The 21,255-nt window shown below is 72.8% G+C and carries 20 protein-coding genes and 1 tRNA gene; 9 read left to right on the top strand and 12 right to left on the bottom strand.

From position 1 onward, the window contains the following. Positions 1-60 precede the first annotated feature (60 nt). Together ACT3SP_RS05365 and malQ are read left to right on the top strand one after the other, a co-directional pair. The gene (locus tag ACT3SP_RS05365) at positions 61-1,662 is read left to right on the top strand and encodes a dolichyl-phosphate-mannose--protein mannosyltransferase (protein ID WP_444586225.1); all 1,602 of its coding nucleotides are present in this window, start codon (positions 61-63) and stop codon (positions 1,660-1,662) included. Between the two features lie 66 nt (positions 1,663-1,728). Continuing rightward, positions 1,729-3,852 carry a 4-alpha-glucanotransferase gene (gene malQ / locus ACT3SP_RS05370; protein ID WP_444586226.1) on the top strand — a complete coding sequence of 708 codons (2,124 nt, stop codon included), beginning with the start codon at positions 1,729-1,731 and terminating at the stop codon, positions 3,850-3,852. A gap of 48 nt (positions 3,853-3,900) precedes the next feature. On the opposite strand, the gene ACT3SP_RS05375 is transcribed toward malQ, so the two are convergent. The 8 genes from ACT3SP_RS05375 to ACT3SP_RS05410 form a co-directional block, all read right to left on the bottom strand. Next, positions 3,901-4,374, bottom strand: a complete 474-nt coding sequence (locus ACT3SP_RS05375) for an S-ribosylhomocysteine lyase (protein ID WP_444586227.1) — start codon at positions 4,372-4,374, stop codon at positions 3,901-3,903. A 70-nt stretch (positions 4,375-4,444) separates the two neighbouring features. Continuing rightward, complete coding sequence (locus ACT3SP_RS05380; protein ID WP_444586228.1) at positions 4,445-4,990, bottom strand: LysR substrate-binding domain-containing protein; 546 nt, start codon at positions 4,988-4,990, stop codon at positions 4,445-4,447. Between the two features lie 9 nt (positions 4,991-4,999). Beyond that, positions 5,000-5,872 (bottom strand): alpha/beta fold hydrolase, encoded by an 873-nt coding sequence (locus tag ACT3SP_RS05385; protein ID WP_444586229.1) that lies wholly within the window; start codon positions 5,870-5,872, stop codon positions 5,000-5,002. Then, entirely contained in the window at positions 5,869-6,591 is a 723-nt protein-coding gene (locus ACT3SP_RS05390; protein WP_444586230.1) for an alpha/beta fold hydrolase, read from the bottom strand. Before ACT3SP_RS05390 ends, ACT3SP_RS05385 begins: the two co-directional genes overlap by 4 nt. Positions 6,592-6,712: 121 nt before the next feature. Beyond that, positions 6,713-6,785, bottom strand: a tRNA-Ala gene (locus tag ACT3SP_RS05395). Positions 6,786-6,873: 88 nt separating this feature from the next. Beyond that, entirely contained in the window at positions 6,874-7,782 is a 909-nt protein-coding gene (locus ACT3SP_RS05400) for an inositol monophosphatase family protein (protein ID WP_444586231.1), read from the bottom strand. Between the two features lie 104 nt (positions 7,783-7,886). Then, positions 7,887-8,759 (bottom strand): hypothetical protein, encoded by an 873-nt coding sequence (locus ACT3SP_RS05405; protein WP_444586232.1) that lies wholly within the window; start codon positions 8,757-8,759, stop codon positions 7,887-7,889. 36 nt (positions 8,760-8,795) lie between these two features. Beyond that, complete coding sequence (locus tag ACT3SP_RS05410; protein WP_444586233.1) at positions 8,796-9,422, bottom strand: GNAT family N-acetyltransferase; 627 nt, start codon at positions 9,420-9,422, stop codon at positions 8,796-8,798. A 196-nt stretch (positions 9,423-9,618) separates the two neighbouring features. On the opposite strand from ACT3SP_RS05410, the gene ACT3SP_RS05415 reads away from it, so the two are divergent. The 5 genes from ACT3SP_RS05415 (at position 9,619) to ACT3SP_RS05435 (ending at position 13,072) form a co-directional block, all read left to right on the top strand. Beyond that, a complete protein-coding gene (locus tag ACT3SP_RS05415; protein WP_444586234.1) occupies positions 9,619-10,395 on the top strand; it encodes a 5-formyltetrahydrofolate cyclo-ligase in 777 nt (258 codons plus the stop codon). Positions 10,396-10,468: 73 nt separating this feature from the next. Continuing rightward, entirely contained in the window at positions 10,469-10,816 is a 348-nt protein-coding gene (locus tag ACT3SP_RS05420; RefSeq protein WP_444586235.1) for an FmdB family zinc ribbon protein, read from the top strand. A gap of 147 nt (positions 10,817-10,963) precedes the next feature. After that, complete coding sequence (locus tag ACT3SP_RS05425; protein WP_444586236.1) at positions 10,964-11,596, top strand: SAF domain-containing protein; 633 nt, start codon at positions 10,964-10,966, stop codon at positions 11,594-11,596. Between the two features lie 61 nt (positions 11,597-11,657). Continuing rightward, positions 11,658-12,104, top strand: a complete 447-nt coding sequence (gene mscL, locus ACT3SP_RS05430) for a large conductance mechanosensitive channel protein MscL (protein ID WP_444586237.1) — start codon at positions 11,658-11,660, stop codon at positions 12,102-12,104. Positions 12,105-12,202: 98 nt separating this feature from the next. After that, positions 12,203-13,072, top strand: coding sequence for an A/G-specific adenine glycosylase (locus tag ACT3SP_RS05435; RefSeq protein ID WP_444586448.1), 870 nt, complete (start codon positions 12,203-12,205; stop codon positions 13,070-13,072). A gap of 4 nt (positions 13,073-13,076) precedes the next feature. On the opposite strand, the gene ACT3SP_RS05440 is transcribed toward ACT3SP_RS05435, so the two are convergent. The 4 genes from ACT3SP_RS05440 to ACT3SP_RS05455 form a co-directional block, all read right to left on the bottom strand. Next, positions 13,077-13,622, bottom strand: coding sequence for an amino-acid N-acetyltransferase (locus ACT3SP_RS05440; RefSeq protein WP_444586238.1), 546 nt, complete (start codon positions 13,620-13,622; stop codon positions 13,077-13,079). Continuing rightward, positions 13,619-14,437 carry a DedA family protein gene (locus ACT3SP_RS05445; RefSeq protein WP_444586239.1) on the bottom strand — a complete coding sequence of 273 codons (819 nt, stop codon included), beginning with the start codon at positions 14,435-14,437 and terminating at the stop codon, positions 13,619-13,621. Before ACT3SP_RS05445 ends, ACT3SP_RS05440 begins: the two co-directional genes overlap by 4 nt. Before the next feature lie 171 nt (positions 14,438-14,608). After that, positions 14,609-17,191 (bottom strand): ATP-dependent Clp protease ATP-binding subunit, encoded by a 2,583-nt coding sequence (locus tag ACT3SP_RS05450; RefSeq protein WP_444586240.1) that lies wholly within the window; start codon positions 17,189-17,191, stop codon positions 14,609-14,611. 172 nt (positions 17,192-17,363) lie between these two features. Then, positions 17,364-18,662 (bottom strand): alpha-L-fucosidase, encoded by a 1,299-nt coding sequence (locus ACT3SP_RS05455; RefSeq protein WP_444586241.1) that lies wholly within the window; start codon positions 18,660-18,662, stop codon positions 17,364-17,366. Between the two features lie 188 nt (positions 18,663-18,850). Here ACT3SP_RS05455 and ACT3SP_RS05460 point away from each other — a divergent pair, with 188 nt between their 5' ends. Continuing rightward, positions 18,851-19,528, top strand: coding sequence for a DUF624 domain-containing protein (locus tag ACT3SP_RS05460; RefSeq protein WP_444586242.1), 678 nt, complete (start codon positions 18,851-18,853; stop codon positions 19,526-19,528). A 161-nt stretch (positions 19,529-19,689) separates the two neighbouring features. Further along, a complete protein-coding gene (locus tag ACT3SP_RS05465) occupies positions 19,690-21,174 on the top strand; it encodes a malate:quinone oxidoreductase (protein WP_444586243.1) in 1,485 nt (494 codons plus the stop codon). Positions 21,175-21,255: the final 81 nt, after the last annotated feature.

Raw genomic sequence — 21,255 nt, forward strand, 5'->3', positions numbered from 1 at the left:
GCCGCGAACAGCCCCGAGCGCACCGCGAGCGCACCAGGTGCGATGTCCTAGCATGTGCGGGTGCCCACGGAGGAGGAAGCGACCCACCGAGCCCGCGTCGACGACGAGCCGGGCGCGCTGCGCGACTCCTACCGCAGACGGCTGGGGCTGGTCGATCTCCCCGTCTCCCGGCTGGCCTGGGCCGGCGCCATGGGACTGTTCGGTCTCGCGCTGGTGCTGCGCCTGTGGGGGCTGGGCTCCATCGGGGAGCTGATCTTCGACGAGACCTACTACGTCAAGGACGGCTACACCCTCACCCAGGAGGGCGTGGAGATGTCCTGGCCCGAGGACCCGGACGCCGCCTTCGAGGCGGGGGACGTCGACTCCTACGAGCCCGAGGGCTCCTACGTGGTCCATCCTCCGCTGGGCAAATGGCTGATCGGCGGCGGGATGATGCTGCTGGGGGCGGACACCCCGTGGGGCTGGCGGATCTCCTCCGCGCTGCTCGGTGCGGTGGCCGTGCTGCTGCTGGCGCGGATCGGCCGGCGTCTGTTCCGCTCGACCACGGCCGGTCTCATCGCGGGCCTGCTGCTCGCGATCGACGGGGTGCCCCTCGTGCACTCCCGCACCAGCCTGCTCGACCCCTTCCTGATGTTCTTCGCGCTGGCCGCCTTCGGTGCGCTGCTCGTCGACCGCGACCGGTTCCGCGAGCGCCTCGCCGTGGCATCGGCCGCGCTGCACACGGGCTCCGAGGCCGCCCCGCGGCTCGGGGTCCCCGGCGGTCCGCGTCCCTGGCGCCTGCTCGCCGGGGTGCTGCTGGGCATGGCCTGCTCGGTGAAGTGGTCGGGGCTCTACTTCCTGGCGGTCTTCGGGATCATGACGGTGCTGTGGGACTGGTGGGCGCGGCGCACCGTCGCCCAGCGCGACTGGCTCGTCGGCGGTCTGCTCCGGGACGCGGTCCCGGCGTTCTTCGCGATGGTCGGCACGGCCCTGGTCACCTACGTGGTCTCCTTCGCGGGATGGTTCGCCTCCGGCGTGGGGTACAACCGCCGCCTCGCCGCCGAGAAGGGGGTGGACACCGGCATCGGGGTGATCGACTCCCTGCACTCGCTGTGGCTCTACCACGTGCAGGCCTACAGCTTCCACGTCGGACTCGACTCCGAGCATCCCTACCAGGCGAACCCCGCGGGCTGGCTGCTGCAGCTGCGGCCCACGAACTTCTACTACCGCTCCTACGACTACGGCGAGCAGGGCTGCGAGGTCGCGGCGTGCGGGGCGCACATCCTCTCCGTCGGCAATCCGCTGATCTGGTGGCTGGGGACCTTCGCGCTGCTGGTGACCCTGGTGCTCGCGGTGCTGTACCGGGACGGGCGGGCGTGGGGGGCGCTGGCCGGCATCATCGGCGGCTATCTGCCGTGGCTGATGTACATGGATCGCACGGTCTTCACGTTCTACACCGTCGCCTTCGCGCCCTGGCTGTTCCTGTGCCTGGCCTACGTGATGGCGCTGGTGATCGGTCCCGCCGGGGCGGAGCGGGAGCGCCGCCTGGCCGGGGCGCTCTTCGTCGGCTCCCTGCTGGTGCTGATCGTTCTGGTCTCGGCGTTCTTCTGGCCCGTGTGGACCGGTCAGGTGCTCGACGTCGAGCAGTGGCGGTACCGCATGTGGCTGCCGTCCTGGACCTGAATCCCCCGGCCTCGGATCCGCTCCGCAGCGGTCGGCGGGCACGGCGGGGGCCGCTACGATTGCCGCATGGCCCCAGATTCCTCAGCGCTGCGAGATCTCGCCCGCGACCTCGGTGTCAGCACCCGCTACTGGGGCTGGGACGGCACTGTCAAGGACGTCGCCGACGACACCCTCCACGCGATCCTCGCCGCGCTCGGCAGTCCGGTCGTGGACGCCGCGGACGTCGCGGCGGTGCGCGCCGAGCAGGAGCGCGCCCCGTGGTCGCGCACCCTGCCTCCGGTGACCGTGCTGCGCCAGGACGCCGCCTCCACGGTGCCGGTGCACGTGGACCACGGCACCGCGGTGCGAGCCCATCTGCTGCTCGAGGACGGCGGTCGCCGGGACCTCGAGCAGGCCGAGGACCACACCCCGCCCTACGAGCTCGACGGCACCCTGCGCGGGCGCGCCCGCTTCCAGTTGCCCTCGGGGCTGCCGCTGGGCTGGCACCGCGTGGTCGCCGAGACCGCCGCCGGGACCGCCGAGGCGGATCTGGTGGTCACGCCGACACGGCTGACCGTCCACGAGGAGTACTCCGCGAGGCAGGCCTTCGGCCTGCAGGCGCAGCTGTACTCGGTGCGCTCGCGGCGCTCCTGGGGCATCGGCGACCTCGCGGACCTGCGCGACCTCGCCGCGATCTCCGGTGCGCGTCACGGCGCGGACTTCCTGCTGGTCAATCCGCTGCACGCCTCCTACCCGACGCCGCCGGTGGAACCCTCCCCCTATCTGCCGGTCACCCGCCGCTTCACCAGCGCGCTGTACCTGCGCATCGAGGACGTCCCGGAGCACCGCGGGCTCACCGACATCGCCCGCCAGCGCATCGAGCTGCTGCGCCGCGAGGTCTCGGGATGGAACGGGCGCACCGATCACCTCGAGCGCGACGAGGTGCTCGCCGCCAAGCTCGAAGCCCTCGAGGAGCTGGTCGCGGTGCCCCTCACCGCGGGCCGTCAGGCGCTGCTGGACGCCTATCGGGCGCGCGAGGGCCAGGGACTCGAGGACTTCGCGCTGTGGTGCGCGATCGCGGAGCGGGTGCGGGGAACGGCCGAGGAGGAGTGCCTGCGCGACCTCGACGAGCGTGCGCTCGCCCGAGCACGGGGCGAGCTCGCGGACCGCATCGAGTTCCACGTCCGGGTGCAGTGGTGGCTCGACGAGCAGCTGGGGGCGGCACAGACCGCGGCCCGCGAGTCCGGGATGCGACTGGGGATCATGCACGACCTCGCCGTCGGCGTCGAGCAGATCGGGGCGGACGCCTGGGCCCTGCGCGAGGTGCTGGCCACCGGGGCGGCCGTCGGCGCCCCCGCCGACCAGTACAACCAGCAGGGACAGAACTGGCACCAGCCGCCCTGGCATCCCCAGCGCCTGCGGGAGGATTCGTACCGGCCGTGGCGCGACATGCTGCGCACGCTCATGCGCCATGCCGGCGCGCTGCGCATCGACCACGTTCTGGGCCTGTTCCGTCTCTGGTGGATCCCGGAGGGGCACGAGGCGGCCGACGGCGCGTACGTCGCCTACGACCACGAGGCGATGATCGGGATCCTGGCCCTGGAGGCGCATCGCTCGGGCACCCTCGTGGTCGGTGAGGACCTCGGCACCTTCGAGCCGTGGGTGCGCGAGCACCTGGTCGACCGCGGGATCCTGGGGACCTCGATCCTGTGGTTCGAGGACGACGAGGAGGGCAGGCCGCTGCGGGCGGAGGACTACCGCACCCTGTGCATGGCCTCGGTGAACACGCACGATCTGCCGCCGACGGCGGGCTATCTGCAGGGCGACCACGTCACGCTGCGCCACGAGCTCGGACTCCTGGAGCGCGGGATCGAGGAGGAGCACGCGGCGGACGCCGCCGGACGCGAGCAGGTGCTCGACGTGCTGCGCGCCGAGGGGCTGCTGGCACCGGGCGCGGACATCGAGCAGACGGTGATCGCGCTGCACCGGCACCTCGCGCGCACCCCGTCGATGCTGCTGGGCGTCTCGCTCGTGGACTGCGTGGGCGAGAGGAGGATCCAGAACCAGCCGGGCACCGACGAGGAGTACCCGAACTGGCGGGTACCCCTCGCGGACGAGGCCGGCGCGCCCGTCTCGATCGACGACATCGCGACCGACGAGCGCACCGCCCGCCTGCTGGCCGCGGTGCGCGAGGGGCTCGGCCGGGCCTGAGCGGAGCCCTCGCGCAGCGGGTCCGCGGCCACCGCGCCGGCGGCCCGGTCAGACGGCGGTGACCTGTCCCCACTCCTCGCGCGCCGCGAGGAACTCGCGGGCGGCCGACTGGGCGCCCTCGAGGGTGTGATGGGCTCCCCAGCCGCACTGGACCTCGTTGGCGGCGGGCACCTCGTCGGCCGCGAGCAGGTCCCGCAGCGTCGCCTCGAGGACCGGGGCGAAGCCCTCGGGGGTGTGGTCGCCGACCAGCAGCACGTAGAAGCCGGTGCGGCAGCCCATCGGCGAGACGTCCAGGACGTCTCCCGAGTGGTTGCGCATGTGCTCGGCCATCATGTGCTCGAGCGAGTGCACGGTCTCGGACTCCAGGTGGGCGATGTTGGGCTGGGTGAAGCGGACGTCGAGCTTGGTGAGGACGTCTCCGCCGGGCAGCTCCTTGCGGTCGGCGATCCGCAGGTAGGGCGCGGCGACGGAGCGGTGGTCGAGGTTGAAGCTCTCGACGTTCATGCGGGGCTGCTCGGTCATGGGGTCTCCTTCATCAGTGGTCGATGGCGGTCGATGGGGGGCGAGAGGGGGCGTGCGGGCCACGGGGTCGTCAGCGGCTGGAGCGGGCGGTGCGGCCGCGCACGACGCCGACGAACTCCTGGCGCAGCGGATCGTCCGCCGTACGGGGCCAGGCGAGGGCGATGCGGGTGGGAGCGGCGTCGCGCAGCGGCCGGGAGACGGCGTCCTTGCGGTGGTGGAGCCGGGCCAGGGACAGGGGCACCCGGGTGAAGCCGACACCGGTCGCGGCGACGGCGATCCGCTCGGCGGCGTCGTCCGCATGGGCGGAGGGGATCTCGGTCTCCTCCGCGAGATCCTCCTCCCCGACCTCGTCGAGCAGGCTCAGCACGTTCTCGGTGCCGACCATGATCGCGGCCCGCTCCTCCCACAGGGGCACGACGTGCAGATCGTCCGCGGGCAGCGGGAGGCGCACGAAGCACATGTCGACCTCGCCCTCCGTGAGCGCTTCGCGCTGCCGGGAGAGCGGGACGGGGGTCAGGGCGAGCCAGGCCGCGCGGCGGCCGGACTTCCAGCGGCGCAGGAAGCGATCGGGCTCGACGCCGGGCACGAAGCCGACGCGCAGGGTGGGGCGGTCCATCCCCCCAGCCTACGACCCCTCGGCGACCTCGACGGTTCCCTGCTCGACCTCGCGCTGGGCCCGGGCGAGGATCCGCAGCAGATCGGCGTTGAAGCGGTGCGAGGCGTTGAGGTTCACCATGTGGGTGCCGTAGGGCAGCAGCTCGAGACGGCCGCGCGGTGCGGCGCGGGCGAAGACGCGCTCGTCCCAGCGCATCTGGTCGCGGCGGCCGTGGAGGAAGGTGACCGGGACCGGGAGGCCCCGCAGGTCCGCGGCGAGGTCGAGGGAGGCGAGCGCGGCGAAGGCGGGGGCGACCACCTCGATGTCGGCCCGGCCGCCGCGGTGATACGCGCGGGCGCCGTCGACCCCGAGCAGCGCGGTGAACAGGGGCGCGCCTCCGCTGGCCATCCCGGGCACCAGGTCCGCGGAGACGACCAGGCGGGCGTAGAGGCGGGCCAGCAGCGGGGTGGGCTGCAGAGCGGCGCCGCAGGCGGTCAGCGAGCCGAGCGCTCCGCCGGCCGGGCCCTGCACGCCGCCGTGCGACGCCGTGGCCTCCCCGCCCTGCCGCACCGCTGCCCCGTCACCGCGCTGCACAGCGGCCCTGCCGACGAGCTGCGCGGCCGCATGGATCGCGAGCATCCCGCCGAGCGAGCTGCCCACGAGGTGCACGGGCAGCCCGGTCGCGTCCGCGGCCCCGCGCACCTGCTCCTCGATCGCGGCGATCGCGGCCTCGAGGGCGAAGGGCTCTCCGCGACGTCGTCCGTGCCCGGGGAGGTCCGGGGTGCGCACGGCGTGCCCGGCGGCGCGCAGGGCCGGCAGCTGCAGGTCCCACTGGCTGTGGGAGGTGCGGGTGCCGTGGACGAGCACCACCGGCCAGGGCTCGGCCAGGAGCGCGCCCGTCATGCGGACGCCCGGGCAGGTGCCACGGCCCGGGCCCGATCCCGCAGCAGCTTCGCGAAGCGCCGGGGGCGCGAGAGGTTCGCGATGTGACCGGCGTCCGCGAGGATCACCAGCTCGCCGTGCCGGGCCGCCTCGAGGAACTGCGCCTCGTGCCGTCGGAAGGGGTCGTGCTCGCCGTTGACGAGGGTGAGCGGCACGTCGATCCCGGACACGTCCGCGAGCAGATCGAGCCCGCCGATGAGGCGCACCACGGCACGGACCACCCCGTGGGCGCGGCCGCCGCCGTAGTAGCGCTTCGCGGCCTTGCGGGAGTGACGGCGGGCGAAGGCGCGGGCCACCCGGGCGTCCGAGTCGCCCGGCAGCCAGTCCTTCATCGTGATCCACAGGCCGTACAGCCGCGCTGTCGCCGGGCCCGGCACGATCGTGCAGTCCGCGGCGACCACCCCGGCCAGACGACCGGGATGCGTGCCCGCCCAGTGCAGGGTCAGGTACCCGCCGAGCGAGAGCCCGACCAGCAGGGGCGGCTCCTCGCAGGAGGAGACCGCCTCGTCGATCGTGGCCAGCGCGCCCTCCAGGGTGAAGCTCTCGCCGCGACGGCGGCCGTGGCCGGGCAGGTCCGGGGCGATCACCTCGAAGCCCCACTCGCGCAGGCGCCGCCGCTGCCCCTTCCACATGGTGCGGGAGGAGCGGATGGCGTGGATCAGCACGATACTGCTCGTCATCGGCTTCCTCCCCTGGCTCCCGAGCGGTTCCCGCAGCGAGCGTACCGGGTCGGGCGCACCGGGAGCCGGCCCGGGCATGCAGGAACCCCCTGATCGGTGTTCCGACCAGGGGGTCCGTGGGTGGAGCTAGGGGGATTCGAACCCCCGACCTTCTCATTGCGAACGAGACGCGCTACCAACTGCGCCATAGCCCCATGCCGCTGAGCGACCTCGACAGATTAGCACCGACGCCGCGGTGCTGTCGCATCGACGACAGCGTCTTGACGAAGGTCACAGCCGAGATCACTGCTGGGAGTCACGGAGCTCCTGGAGCTCCTCGTGCAGCTCGTCGAGAACGGCGAGGCGCTCCTGACCGGTGCAGGCGACGTAGGCGGGCTGCAGGTGGTCGGGGCGCTGCTCCCCCGCCTCCCCGGGCCAGGTGCGCACGCTGCCGCCGGCACGGCGCAGGATGTGGAAGCCGGCCGCGATGTCCCAGGAGTTGATCGTCCCCAGGGAGGTCGCGTCCGCCCAGCCGGCGGCGACGTAGGCGAGCTCGAGCGCGGCCGAGCCGAGGTGGCGCACGCAGGAGACGCCGTCCTCGAGACGGCGCTGGGCGCCGGCGGCGAAGTCCGGGAACCGGGTGCCCAGGCGCTGCCCGGGGAAGCCCGAGAGCACGAGGGCGTCCGCGGCGTCATGGGTCGCGCGCGGCCGCAGCACCCGGCCGTTGAGGGTCGCCTCGCCGTCCGCAGCGGCGAACACCTGACCGAGGATCGGGGCGTCGATCACGCCGGCGACCAGCTCGTCGTCGACGGCCACGCCGATGGAGATGCAGAACAGCGGCAGCCCGGCCGCGAAGTTGCTGGTGCCGTCGATGGGGTCGACGTAGAAGCTGACCTGCCCTCCGGCGGCGGCCCCCGCGGCGTCGCCCGCGCTCGCGGCCGGGACCTCGGCGGGACGCTCACCGCCCTCCTCGCCGACGATCCGGGCGCCCGGCAGCAGCCGGCGCAGCTCGGCGACGATGATCTCCTCGCTCGCCCGGTCGTGTTCGGTGACGATGTCGTGACTGGAGGTCTTGTACTCACGGTCCAGGCCGTCGCGGTCCAGGCCGCGCAGGTACTCGGCGGCCAGATGAGAGGCGGCGAGCGCGATCTCCAGCAGGAGCGAGGGCGAGGGGACGGAGGCGGACGGGGTGCGGGGCGCGGTGGTGTTCATCCCTGCCAGGCTAGTCCGCCCTGGTCGCTTCCGGGGCGGGCGGGGGCCGGTGCCATGAGTGCCGGCCCCGTGGGCGCCGGTCCGGAGCGCGATGGGCCCGTCCCTCAGGCCCGGCGGCGGGCGAGGATCTCGTCGAGCTGCAGGTCCTGCGCCGGGGCGAGGCCCTCGTCGACGGCCTCGATCTCCTCGACGCGCTCGCTCTCGAGCGGCACGGACGTGGCGAGCATGCTCTGGCGGTGCGCCGCGTGGCGGCTGGCGAGGTCGTCGACCTCGCCGCGCAGGGCGTAGGTGGGCCGGGGCACGGGGCGCGGGGTCCACTCGCCGGGCCGGGACACCTGCTCCGCCGCGCGCTGCGAGGCGGTCTCCAGGGCGATGCGCGGCGCCGGCTCCGGGAGGGCGGTGCGAGCGGCCGCCTCCGCCCCTGCCGACGCGCGCTCGGCGTCGGCCTCGCGGCGCAGCGCGGTCTCGGCCCGGGCCCGCTCCTGGCGAGCACGGGTGGCGCGGGCACGGCGATCGAGCTCCGCGCGGCGCAGCCCCACCAGATAGACGCTCAGCCCGACGACGGCGACCGCAGGGATCCACCAGGTCACGGCGCCGAGCGCTGCGAGGACGACCAGGGCGGCGGTGCCGAGCAGCAGGCCGCCGAGCACCACGCCCATCAGCCGGCGGGACCGCGCCCGCTCCTGCACGGGATCGATGCGGGTGCCGGGCGCGGCGTCGAAGCGCGGACGGCGGGTGGGATCGGCGGGGCGCAGGATCAGGCGGTCCTGGGACATGGGCGGGTTCCCCTCGGTGGGCGTGCGGCGGGCGTGGACGGCCGCGGAGAGGTCCCGCGCCTGGGAGGTCATCTCGGTATGGTCCGCGGCTCGGGCGCGACCCATCACCTCACGACGGCTCGCCGTGCGCGGCAGGGCGTACACCAGCCACAGCAGCAGCAGGATGCCGAAGAGGACGGCTCCGAGATTGATCGACTCCACACCGACACCCTAATGACATCGATGTGATTCCCCTGGTCACGTCCTGGGCGTGTCGGGAGGAAACTCTCGGCGGAGGCGTCTCAGCACACCGCGCCCGTCGTCGTCCGTCGCGACCTCCTCCGCGGTGAGCGCGAAGACGAGATGGTCCCGCCAGGCGCCGTCGACGTGGATCGCGGCACGGCGCATGCCCTCGGGGCGCAGATGGAGCTTCTGCACCACGCGCAGGCTCGCGGCGTTCTCCGGTCGCACGGTCACCTCGACCCGATGCATGCCGAGCTCGGCGAAGAGATGGTCGATCAGGAGCGCGGCCGCGCGCGGCACCACGCCGCGTCCCGCCGCCTGCCGGTCGATCCAGTAGCCCAGCACCGCCGAGCGGAGGGCGCCGTACTGGATGGGCCCGGCGGTGATCTGACCGACCAGGCGGCCGCGCACGGTGATGACGAGCGGCAGCGCGGTGCCCAGCCGTGCCTGCTCCTCGTTCCCGCGGCGCAGGCTGCGGAAGTCCGGGACCCCTCGGAACTGCTCGGGATCGCTCGCGTCCCAGGGCCGCAGCCAGCCGGCGTTGCGCTCACGCAGCTGCTCGAAGGCGGCACGGTCCCGCCGACGCAGCGGCCGCAGCGTCAGCTCTCCGTCGTGCAGCGCGAGCGGCCATACGTGAACCATCGCGTCATCGTAGACGGATCCGGCCGCCCTGCCGCGACGACAGGGCCCCGCCCTCCGCCCTCGCCTTCGACCTCCGCCCCCGCCCTCCCCACGCGGCGGCGGGCCCGAGCCGCCTCGGCCGGGAGCCGAGCACCGCACGGGATCCGAGCGCCGCGGCCGGCGATCGCCCGGGCACGGGCTGTGGGAGCCTGGGGGCATGGACCAGGAGACGACGGCGTCGCGCAAGAAGGAGCTGCGGCGACGGCTGCGCACCCGTCGTGCGGAGCTCCACGGCGGCACCGGCGCGGCTCGACGGGAGCGTGAGGCCGCGCAGATCCTCGAGCACGCCGCCCCGCTGGTGCGAGCCGTGGAACAGGCGATCTCCGCATCGGCGGCCCGTGGCGCCGGGCTCGCCCGTCCCCCCGAGGCCTCCCTGTCCCCAGGGGCCGACCGCCCGACCGGGCGCGAGCGGGCCCCTGGGGGCGACGGCTCGCAGCCTGCCGCCGGGACGGCGAGGACCGTCCCGATGCCGCTGGTCGCTGCGTACCACCCGACGCCCACCGAGGCCGATGTGCTGCCCCTGGCCCGCCGCCTCTCCCGGGCCGGCGCCCGCCTGGTCTTCCCCGCCGCCGCAGGGCGCGAGCTCGAGTGGATCACCTGGGACGGGAGCTCCGCCTTCCACGACTCCCCGGGCCGGGGCTTCGGCGAGGAGCCCGACGGCGAGCGCCTGGGCCCGCACGCCCTCGCCGAGGCCGTGCTCGTGCTCGCCCCCGCTCTCGCGGTGGACCGCTCGGGCACCCGCCTCGGGCACGGGGCCGGCTACTACGACAGGGCTCTCACCTCGGTGCCGGCCGGGACGCCCGTGGTGGCCGTGGTCCACCCCGAGGAGCTGCTCGAGGCGGGAGCCCTGCCGCGCGCGGCGCACGATGTGCCGATCCCCACGGTGCTCACGGCCGACGGACTCGTCTCGCTGGTCACGTCCGGGCGCTCCTGAGCCCCGGGCGTCGTAGAATCGGCGTCGGTCGCCCTGGAGCGACCCCCTGCTTCGACCCTCCGGAGGATCTCGCGTGCCCACGTACGTCTATGCCTGCAAGAACTGCGGGCACCGTTTCGAGCAGTACCAGAGCTTCAGCGAGGACTCGCTGGTGAGCTGCCCCGAGTGCGCACAGGACGCACTGCGGAAGGTCTTCGACTCCGTGGGGATCGTCTTCAAGGGCTCGGGCTTCTACTCCACCGACTCGGCGACCTCGGGTGCCTCGACGGCGTCCGCGGGTGCCTCGGCCGAGGGCTCCGCCGCGAGCACCTCCTCGGACGGCGCCTCGCCGACGAGCGCCTCCTCGGACAGCTCGAGCTCGTCGAACGCCTCGAGCTCGTCGGCCGGCTCGAGCGCGCAGCCGGTCCCCGCCGCGTCCTGAGGTCCGGAGGTCCTGAGGCCCGGAGGTCCTGAGGTCCGGCGTTCCTGAGGTCCTGAGCCCGGCGAGGACCGTTCCTCCCCAGGCCCGCTCGTCCACACCCCGCACGTCCCGCGCCCGCGGCGCGAGCGGCACGCCTAGCGTCGGTCCATGCTCACCCGACTCCGCAGCCAGCTGCCCTCCTGGCGCCGTGCCCTGCGCCGGCGCCGCCGCCTCCTCGCCCTCCTCGCCCTCGCCCTCGCGACGGCCGCGATGCTCCCCTCGCTGCTGCCGCCGTCGGTCCGCGGCGTCGAGGTCGTCGTCGTGCGCGAGCCGATCCCTGCCGGGACCGAGCTCGCTCCCGAGCATCTGCGCTCCGTGCGCGTCGCCGCGGAGCTCGTCCCCGACGACGCCGCGGTCGCCCCGGAGGATCTGCTCGGACGCACCACCGCGCTCCCGCTGACCGCCGGCACCCCGCTGCTGCCCGGGATGCTCGAGGGGACCGCCGACATGGCCGTCCCGGACGGCGCCGTGCTGATGGTGGTGCCCGTCCCCGACGTGCTCGCCCCGCAGCTGCGCCCCGGGAGGGACCTCGAGCTTCTCGCCCCGGACCCGATGACGGGCGGTTCCGGCCGTGTCGCCGCCCAGCTCATCGCCCTGGCCGACGATCCGGAGGCCTCCGGCGCGCTCGGCACCGCCGCCCCGGGGACGGTGCCGGCACTGGTCGCCGTGGACCGCTCCCGCGCGGGAGAAGTCGCTCACGCCCTCGGCGCGGCCTCGCTGGTGGTGGCCGTCATCGGCTAAAGTCCGTGCGGAGTCGCTCCCGCGGCTCCTCCCTCATCCCCGACCCGAGAAGGAACACCCCATGAAGGGCTTCAAGGAATTCGTCATGCAGGGCAACGTCATCGACCTGGCGGTGGGTGTCGTCATCGGTGGCGCCTTCACCGCGCTGATCGGTGCGTTCGTCGACAACCTCATCCAGCCGGTGATCAACGTCTTCGGCGGCGACAACGTCGACGGTCTCGCCTTCACCATCACGAACGAGTCGACCAAGGTCGACATCGGCGCAGTCCTCTCCGCGGTCATCGCCTTCCTGATCACCGCAGCCGTGGTCTACTTCGTCTTCGTCCTGCCGATCTCCGCCGCGCGGAAGATGGACCGCAAGCGCCGCGGTCTGCCCGAGGAGGAGGAGATCGCCGTCTCGGAGGACATCGTCCTGCTCACCGAGATCCGCGATGCGCTCACCGCGCACCGCGGCGGCACCGCCGAGTCCGGCGGCACTGCCCCCGGTGGGACCACCCCGCAGGTCTGATCAGCATGAACGGTGCCGAGGCACCGCCTCCTCACGGCGCGGGCCGGGACCGGACGGTCCCGGCCCGCGCCGTCGCTGCCCCCGAGCCCGCGCCGGCGATGGAGGACGCGGGGATCGACGCCGTGATCACGTGGTTCGGGGATCAGGGCCGGGACCTGCCCTGGCGGCACACCGGAGCCACGGCCTGGTCGATCCTGGTCTCCGAGGTGATGCTCCAGCAGACCCCCGTGGTCAGGGTGCTCCCCCGCTGGAAGGACTGGATGGAGCACTGGCCCACCCCGGCCGATCTCGCCGACGCCCCCACCGCCGAGGTGCTGCGCCGCTGGGACCGGCTGGGATATCCGCGCCGTGCACTGCGACTGCAGGAGTGCGCCCGTGCGATCGTGCGGGAGCACGGCGGCCGCGTGCCACGGGGCGAGGTCGCCCTGCGCGCGCTGCCCGGGATCGGCGAGTACACCGCCGCCGCGGTCACGGCGTTCGCGCACCACGAGCGGGCGGTGGTGGTGGACACGAACATCCGCCGGGTGCTCGCGCGCAGCCTGCGCGGCGACGCCCTGCCGGATCGTTCCTACAGCGCCGCCGAGCGGGACCTCGCCGCCCGCAGCCTGCCGGCGCAGCGCCCGCGCTCGGTGGCCTGGAACCAGGCGGTGATGGAGCTCGGCGCCCTGGTGTGCACCGCCCGCTCGCCCCGCTGCGAGGAGTGCCCCTTGGCCGACGGCGGGTGCGCCTGGGTCGCCGCCGGTCGCCCCGCCGCCGCGGAGGGGGCCCGGCGACGCCAGGCGTTCGAGGGCACGGACCGACAGATGCGCGGGCAGATCATGGCCCTGCTGCGAGAGGACGGCGCGGCCTCGGACGCGGCGATGCTCACCCTGGACCCCGAGGACGCGGAGCGGGTGCGACGCTGCGCGACGACACTGGTCGAGGACGGACTGGCCGTGCGCGAGGGGGCGGGGCTGCGCCTTCCCTGAGCGCTCAGTCCCCGCGGCCGAGGCCCTCCGCGCTCCCGAGGGCCTCCGCGCTCCCGAGAGTCTTGATCATGCGCGTGTTCCCGAGGGTGTTGGGCTTGACCCGGGCGAGGTCGAGGAACTCCGCGATCCCCTCGTCGGGAGAGCGCAGCAGCTGGTTGTAGACGTCGGGGTCGACGACGTCGCTCATCACCTCGAAGCCGTGACGGGAGAAGAACTCGACCTCGAAGGTCAGGCAGAAGACCCGCTGCAGGCCCAGCTGCGCGGCGCGCTCGAGAAGGGCGACCAGCATGCGGTGGCCCAGACCCGTGCCGCGCTGGCTGTCGTGGACCGCGAGGGTGCGCACCTCGGCGAGGTCCTCCCACATCACGTGGAGCGCTCCGCAGCCGAGCACCTCCCCCTCCTCGTCGATCGCGACCAGGAACTCCTGGACCGCCTCGTAGTAGGAGACGAGGTCCTTGCCCAGCAGGATCCCGGTGTGCGTCATCGGCTCGACGAGGCGGTTGATGCCGCGCACGTCGGCCGGGAGGGCGGGGCGGATGGTGAGGGTCATGCGGGTCGGTCCTCTCCCTGTGCTGGGCTGATGTCCTGCGGTTCGGCACCGGCGGTGGCCCGTCGGGGCGCGGGGTCGTCGCCGTCCGCCGGGGCCGTGCCGCTCTCGGAGGCCCTGTGCGCCGGGTCGGCGTCGGAGCTCACCGCGGCGCCGTGCTCGGCCGCGGCGAGCCGTGCCGCGCGCCGATCGAGACGACGGTGGCCGGCGGCGATCAGCCGCTCGAGCACGAGGGCCAGGACCACCGCGGCGATCAGGGCGACGGTGATCGCGAGCAGATGATGGTCCTCGAACCACGCTCCGGCGACCGCCCCGATCGCGCAGGAGTAGACCGCCCAGACGAAGGTGGACAGCAGCGAGCGGGGCCAGAAGCGCCGGTGGGGGTAGTGCACAGCCCCGGCCACCAGGTTCACGGCGGTGCGGCCGAAGGGGATGTAGCGGGCGGTCATCAGGAAGACCAGGGCCCGGTTCTGCAGTCCGTGGTCGGCGGCCTCCACGGCCCTGCGGCCCCGGCCCTCGCGCAGGAACCGGAAGCGCTCCCAGCCGATCTTGCTGCCGATCAGGTAGCCGATGTTGTCGCCGGTCCAGGCGCCGAGCCAGGCCGCGAGCCCGAGCAGGATCAGCGAGGGCCGGCCGGAGCTGGACCAGAGGGAGGAGAGGGTGACGATCGTCGACTCGCTGGGCACCGACGGGAAGAAGCCGTCGAGGGCCGCGAACAGGTAGACCACGAGATGGACCCACCAGGCGTCGGCGACGCCCAGGATCCAGTCCTCCACCTGTCCGGTCAGTGACAGCAGCCAGTCGATGAGCTCGCCCATGCGTCCTCTCCGTCGACGGCCTCCGGGCCCTGACCGCTGCGGTCAGGCCCTCGGTACGGGGATCCCGGATCCGGTGCCACCGGTCCCGAGGTGATGCCCGCGCCGGGCCGGACGCCCGTGCGGAGCAGCGGTGCCGGCCGCGTCCCCGCGGGGCGCGGCCGGCACCGGCGGTCAGGAGGCGCTGGCCTCCGCGCTGTCCGTGTCCGGGGCGCCCGCGCCGTCGGCGTGGGTGGCGTCCTCGGCGCGGGCCTGGGTCATCGACTCGACATCGATCACCTCGGAGATCGCCTCGAGCTCACCGCCCTCGCTGCGACGGGCGAAGGTCAGCTCGCCGAGCAGGCCCTCGCCCTCGGCGTCGACGACGATCTCGTCGCCGACCTGGACCTGACCGAACAGGATCCGCTCCGAGAGAGTGTCCTCGATGTCGCGCTGGATGGTGCGGCGCAGCGGGCGGGCACCGAGCACGGGGTCGTAGCCCTTCTCGGCCACCAGGTCCTTCGCCCCGGGAGTGAGGACGAGCGTCATGTCCTTGTCGCGCAGACGGGTCTCGAGCTTGGCGATCTCCAGGTCGACGATCTGGACGATCTCCTGCATCGAGAGCTGCGGGAAGACCACCACGTCGTCGACGCGGTTGAGGAACTCGGGCTTGAAGTGCTGCTTGAGCTCCTCGTGGACCTTCGACTTCATCCGCTCGTAGTCGGTGTTCAGGTCGCCGCCCGCGGTGAAGCCCATGGACACGCCCTTGGCGATGTCCCGGGTGCCAAGGTTGGTGGTCATGATGATGATGGTGTTCTTGAAGTCGACCATCCGGCCCTGCGAGTCGGTGAGACGACCGTCCTCGAGGATCTGCAGCAGCGAGTTGAAGATGTCCACGTGGGCCTTCTCCACCTCGTCGAACAGCACGACGCTGAACGGCTTGCGGCGCACCTTCTCGGTGAGCTGCCCGCCCTCGTCGTAGCCGACGTAGCCGGGGGGCGAGCCGAACAGGCGCGAGGCCGTGTGCTTCTCCCCGAACTCGGACATGTCCAGCTGGATGAGCGACTCCTCGTCGCCGAACAGGAACTCCGCGAGCGCCTTGGCCAGCTCGGTCTTGCCGACGCCGGTGGGGCCGGCGAAGATGAACGAACCGCCCGGACGCTTGGGATCCTTCAGCCCGGCACGGGTGCGACGGATCGCCCGCGAGACGGCCTTGATCGCCTCGTTCTGCCCGATGACGCGCTTGTGCAGCTCGTCCTCCATGTGGATGAGCCGCGAGGACTCCTCCTCGGTGAGCTTGACGATCGGGATGCCGGTCGAGGCGGCCAGCACCTCGGCGATGACCTCCTCGGAGACCGTGGTCACGACGTCCGACTCGCCGTGGCGCCAGGCCTTCTCCTTCTCGTCGCGCTCGGTCTTGAGCGTCTGCTCCTCGTCGCGCAGCGAGGCGGCGAGCTCGAAGTCCTGCCCGTCGATCGCCTCCTCCTTCTTCTTGCGCGCCGACTCGATCTTCGCGTCGAACTCCTTGAGCTCGGGTGGCGCGGTGAGACGACGGATCCGCAGCCGGGCGCCGGCCTCGTCGATCAGGTCGATCGCCTTGTCCGGCAGGAAGCGGTCGTTGACGTAGCGGTCGGCGAGGTTCGCGGCGGCGACCAGGGCGCTGTCGGTGATGGTCACCTTGTGGTGCGCCTCGTAGCGGTCCCGCAGGCCCTTGAGGATCTCCACGGTGTGGGCGACCGAGGGCTCGTCGACCTGGATCGGCTGGAAGCGGCGCTCGAGCGCGGCGTCCTTCTCGATGTGCTTGCGGTACTCCTCGAGCGTGGTCGCGCCGATGGTCTGCAGCTCGCCGCGGGCCAGCATCGGCTTGAGGATGCTCGCGGCGTCGATCGCGCCCTCGGCGGCACCCGCACCCACGAGGGTGTGGATCTCGTCGATGAACAGGATGATGTCGCCGCGGGTGCGGATCTCCTTGAGCACCTTCTTCAGGCGCTCCTCGAAGTCACCGCGGTAGCGGGAGCCGGCCACCAGGGAGCCCAGGTCCAGCGTGTACAGCTGCTTGTCCTTGAGGGTCTCCGGGACGTCGCCGGCGACCACGGACTGGGCCAGACCCTCGACGACGGCGCTCTTGCCGACACCGGGCTCGCCGATCAGCACCGGGTTGTTCTTGGTGCGGCGGCTGAGCACCTGCATCACGCGCTCGGCCTCCATGTCCCGACCGATGACCGGGTCGAGCTTGCCCTCGCGGGCGGCCTGGGTGAGGTTGCGGCCGAACTGGTCCAGCACGAGCGAGCCCGAGGGCTGGCCCTCGGCGGGGCCGCCGGCGTTGGCCGGCTCCTTGCCCTGGTAGCCCGAGAGGCGCTCGATGACCTCCTGGCGCACGGCCGACGGCTCGGCCTTGAGGCGGGAGAGCACCTTGACGGCCGTCCCCTCGCCCTCACGCAGCAGTCCGAGCAGGATGTGCTCGGTGCCGATGTAGTTGTGCCCCAGCTGCAGGGCCTCGCGCAGGCTCAGCTCGAGCACCTTCTTCGCGCGGGGCGTGAAGGGGATGTGGCCCGACGGCGTCTGGTTGCCCTCGCCGATGATGTCGCGGACCTGCTCGCGCACGGCGTCGAGCGAGACGCCGAGGGCTTCGAGGGCCTTGGCCCCGACCCCCTCGTTCTCGTGGATCAGGCCGAGCAGGATGTGCTCGGTGCCGATGTAGTTGTGGTTCAGCAGCCGAGCCTCGTCCTGCGCCAGGACGACGACGCGGCGGGCGCGATCGGTGAAGCGTTCGAACATGGTCCTCCCCCGTCCGGTGGTGGTGATGGATCGAGACTACGCGGATCGGCGGAGGATTCCCCGCCTGTTCGCCGCGGGCGTGACCGCTGTTCGCCGTGGGCGTGACGGGACGCTCCGGGCCGAGGTCCTGCGCGGGCCCTGCGCTCGGGAGCCCGCGCCCGGCACCCGGCGCTCAGGACTCGGGCGCCACCGTGGGCGCGCGGTCGGCGCCGGCCAGGTCCGGGACCGGCGCGCCGGTCGCGTCGTGCACCCGGACCGCCTCGAGACGTGCGCCCTCGCCCGCGATCTCGATCCTCAGACCCGCCGTGCGGACCGCGGCGGGCAGGCGATGGAGGCGGCGGATGCCGATCGTGCCGCCGAGGGCCAGTTCGGTCCCGTCCTGGGCCAGGATGCGATGGGAGTGAGCGCGCTGGCCCTCCTCGAGGCGCTCGACGAGCTCGACGTGGTCGAACTCGAGCTCCTCGCCGAGATCGACGTGCACCGCGCCGTCCTCGACGTGGAGGACGCCCTCGTGCGGGGAACCGAAGCGGTCCCGCAGCGCCTGGGCGACCTCGCGGACCCGTGCGGCGTCGGCCTCGTCGATCCGTCCGCGACGGTCGGGCGGGATGTTCAGCAGCAGGTTCGCGCCCAGCCCGATCGAGCGGTCGTGGATCGCGAGCAGGTGCGGGAGCGTCTTGGACTCCTCGCCGGGCTGCCAGAACCATCCCTGGCGCAGCGAGACGTCGCACTCGGGCGGGAGGTACCGGGGCTCGCCGGGCTCGATCACGTCGTCGTAGTTGTTCAGATCGGTCGAGTCGGTGACGTACCGGACCGGATCGCTCGCCAGCCCGTCCTCGTTGCCGACCCAGCGGATCGTGGCCGGCCCCATGTTGAACACCATCGCCCCGGGCTGGAGCTCGTCGATGAGTGCGCCGATGCGCTCCCAGTCGTACTCCCGGCCCGCGGAGCCCGCGCCGTCGAACCACAGCTCGTGCAGCTGCCCGTAGTCGGTGCACAGCTCGCGCAGCTGAGCGAGGTAGAACTCGTCGTAGTCCGCCGGGTCCTCGTACTGCGGGGCGTTGCGGTCCCACGGGGAGAGGTAGAGACCGAGCTTCATGCCGCGGCGGCGGCAGGCCTCGGCGAGCTCGCCGACGAGATCGCCCTGTCCGTCCCTCCACGGCGACGACGCGACCGAGTAGTCGGTGGTGGCGGTGGGCCAGAGGCAGAAGCCGTCATGGTGCTTGGCGGTGAGCACGACGTACCTCGCGCCGAGGTCCTCGGCGACGTCGACCCACTGCTCGACGTCCAGGTCCGAGGGGTCGAAGATCTGCGGCGGAAGAGTGCCGTCGCTCCATTCCCTCCCCGCGAAGGTGTTGACTCCGACGTGGAAGAAGACCCCGAGCCCATCCTTCTGCCAGGCGAGCTGGGCGGGCGTGGGGACGAGGGGGCGGTCCCACGGCGAGGACGGTTCCGGGTGCGACTCTGACCTCATACGCGCATTCCATCAAAGATCGGGCCTCTGGGCCAGAGGTACCGACACCGGGCAGAACAGCGCCGGACAGAACTGGGCACCCTCGTGCGTGACGTCGATGTGCCCGCCGAGACATCGGGCCTCTGCGGGCCGCGGTCGCAGAAGGCAGGAGGTCGCACCCACCGCCCCGCCCGGATAGCCTTCACCCCATGAGCCGAACCGGAGGACCGACGGGCGCTGCACAGGTGCCCGGGTGGGTGATGCGGGCCAATGAGATGATCGAGCGGGTCCTGCTGGTCCTCCGGGTCAACCTCCTGTGGATGCTGCTGAGCCTGTTGGGCCTGGTCGTGGCCGGGGTCGCCCCCGCCTCCGTCGCCGCGGCGGACGCCCTCATCGCCTCCCGCCACGGGGCGAAGGTGCGCGTGCTGCCGCTGATGTGGTCGGCCTACCGCCGCCAGTTCATCGGAGCGAATCTCCGCCTGCTGCCACTGCTGGTCGTGCAGCTCGGCTCCGCCGCGATGATCTGGATCGTCATCGGAGGCGGCACCCCGGGGCAGGTCGCCGCCTTCGTGCTCAGCGGGCTCGCCGTGGCGAGCCTCGCATGGTCCTCGCTGAGCGCCGCGGCGATCGTGGCGGTGCCGCGACTGCGCCGCCAGGACCTCCTGGTCACCTGGCGTCTCGCCCTGCTGTTGCCGGGGGCGCTGCCGGGACGATCGATCCTGCTGATCCTGGCGCTGTCGGTCTGGCTCGTGCTCTGCGCGGCGCTGTGGCCGCTGGCCCTGCTGGTCGGCGCGGGTGCCGCGATCGACCTCGCCACGAGCCTGCTGGGCCGTCGCACGGAGCTGCTGCTCGAGGACCTCGCGAGGTCCGGCACCGCCTCGGCGTGAGCCGACGGGGACCGCCCCGGCGAACCCGGCGGCGCTCGCCGCCCGGTCGACTCGCCACCCGCCCAAGAGGGATACCCTGGACGGCACGGCCGCCCCGTGCCGCGCGATGACTGCGCGGCCCCCACCAGGGCGGAGCCCCGCGCAAGCTCGAACGGAGAGACATGGCTGACCTGGATGTGACCCGTGCGGATGCGGTGCTGATCGGTGGTGGTGTCGCCAGCGCGACCCTTGCCGCGATGCTCACCGAGCTCGAACCGAGCTGGGAGATCGTGGTCCTCGAGCGGCTCGACTCCCTGGGGGCGGAGTCCAGCGACGCCTGGAACAACGCCGGGACCGGACACAGCGCCCTGTGCGAGTTGAACTACACCCCGCAGGACGTGGACGGCTCGGTCAGCCCTGCCAAGGCGATCTCGATCAACGAGCAGTTCCAGATCTCGCGCCAGTTCTGGGCGCACCTGGTGGAGAACGATCGCATCGGCGATCCCTCCGAGTTCATCCACACGGTGCCGCACATGAGCTTCGTGCACGGGATGGAGAACGTCGACTACCTGCGTCGGCGCCATCAGGCGCTCGTCGCGAACCCGCTGTTCGACCGGATGGAGTTCACGACGGAGCACGCGCGTCTGGGCGAGTGGGCCCCGCTGGTCTCCGAGGGCCGCCCGATCACCGAGACCGTCGCCGCGACCCGCTCCCCCGACGGCACCGACGTCGACTTCGGCGCCCTGACCCGGCAGATGCTCTCCTTCGCCGAGCGCACCGGCACCACGGTCGCCACCGGCTCCGACGTGGTGGACCTGCGCCGCATGGGATCGGACTGGGGCGTCATGGTCCGTTCCACGCGGGACGACTCCCTGAGGGTGGTCCGCGCGCCGTTCGTCTTCGTCGGCGCCGGCGGCTATGCGCTGCCGCTGCTGCAGAAGTCGGGGATCGAGGAGATCCGCGGCTTCGGCGGCTTCCCGATCTCGGGCCAGTGGCTGCGCTGCACCGATCCGGAGATCATCGCCCGCCACGACGCGAAGGTGTACGGCAAGGCCGCGGTCGGCGCCCCGCCGATGAGCGTGCCGCACCTGGACACCCGCTTCGTGGGCGGGCAGCGATCGCTCATGTTCGGCCCCTACGCGGGCTGGTCGCCGAAGTTCCTCAAGACCGGGCGCTGCACGGATCTCTTCGAGTCGATCAAGCCCTCGAACCTCACGCAGATGATGGCGGTGGCCCCGCCGAACCTCGACCTCATGGTGTACCTCGTCTCTCAGCTCGCCGCGACTCGACACCAGCGCTTCGAGGCGCTGCTGGAGTACATGCCCGCCGCCCGCGAGTCCGACTGGGAGGAGGTCACCGCCGGTCAGCGCGTCCAGGTCATCGCCCCGGACGCGAAGAAGCACGGAGTGCTGCAGTTCGGCACCCAGCTGATCACGGCGGCCGACGGATCGATCGGCGGCATGCTCGGGGCGTCCCCCGGCGCCTCCACCGCGACCAGCATCATGCTGGGCATGCTCGAGCGCATGTTCCCGCAGCGCATCGAGGAATGGCGGCCGAAGCTCACCCAGATGGTCCCCAGCTGGGGCCGTTCGCTGTCCGACGACGTCGAGGAGGCGCACCGGACCCTCGAGCGCACCGCCGACGCCCTGGGGCTGGCCCACTCCTGACGTCGCCGCGGCCGCGCCGGTCCCGCTGCGGGGACGGCGGGTCCGCCGCGATCCGCCGACGCACGATGAGGAAGAGCACTC

This window comes from Brachybacterium sp. AOP43-C2-M15 (genome assembly GCF_052446295.1).
GTDB lineage: Bacteria > Actinomycetota > Actinomycetes > Actinomycetales > Dermabacteraceae > Brachybacterium.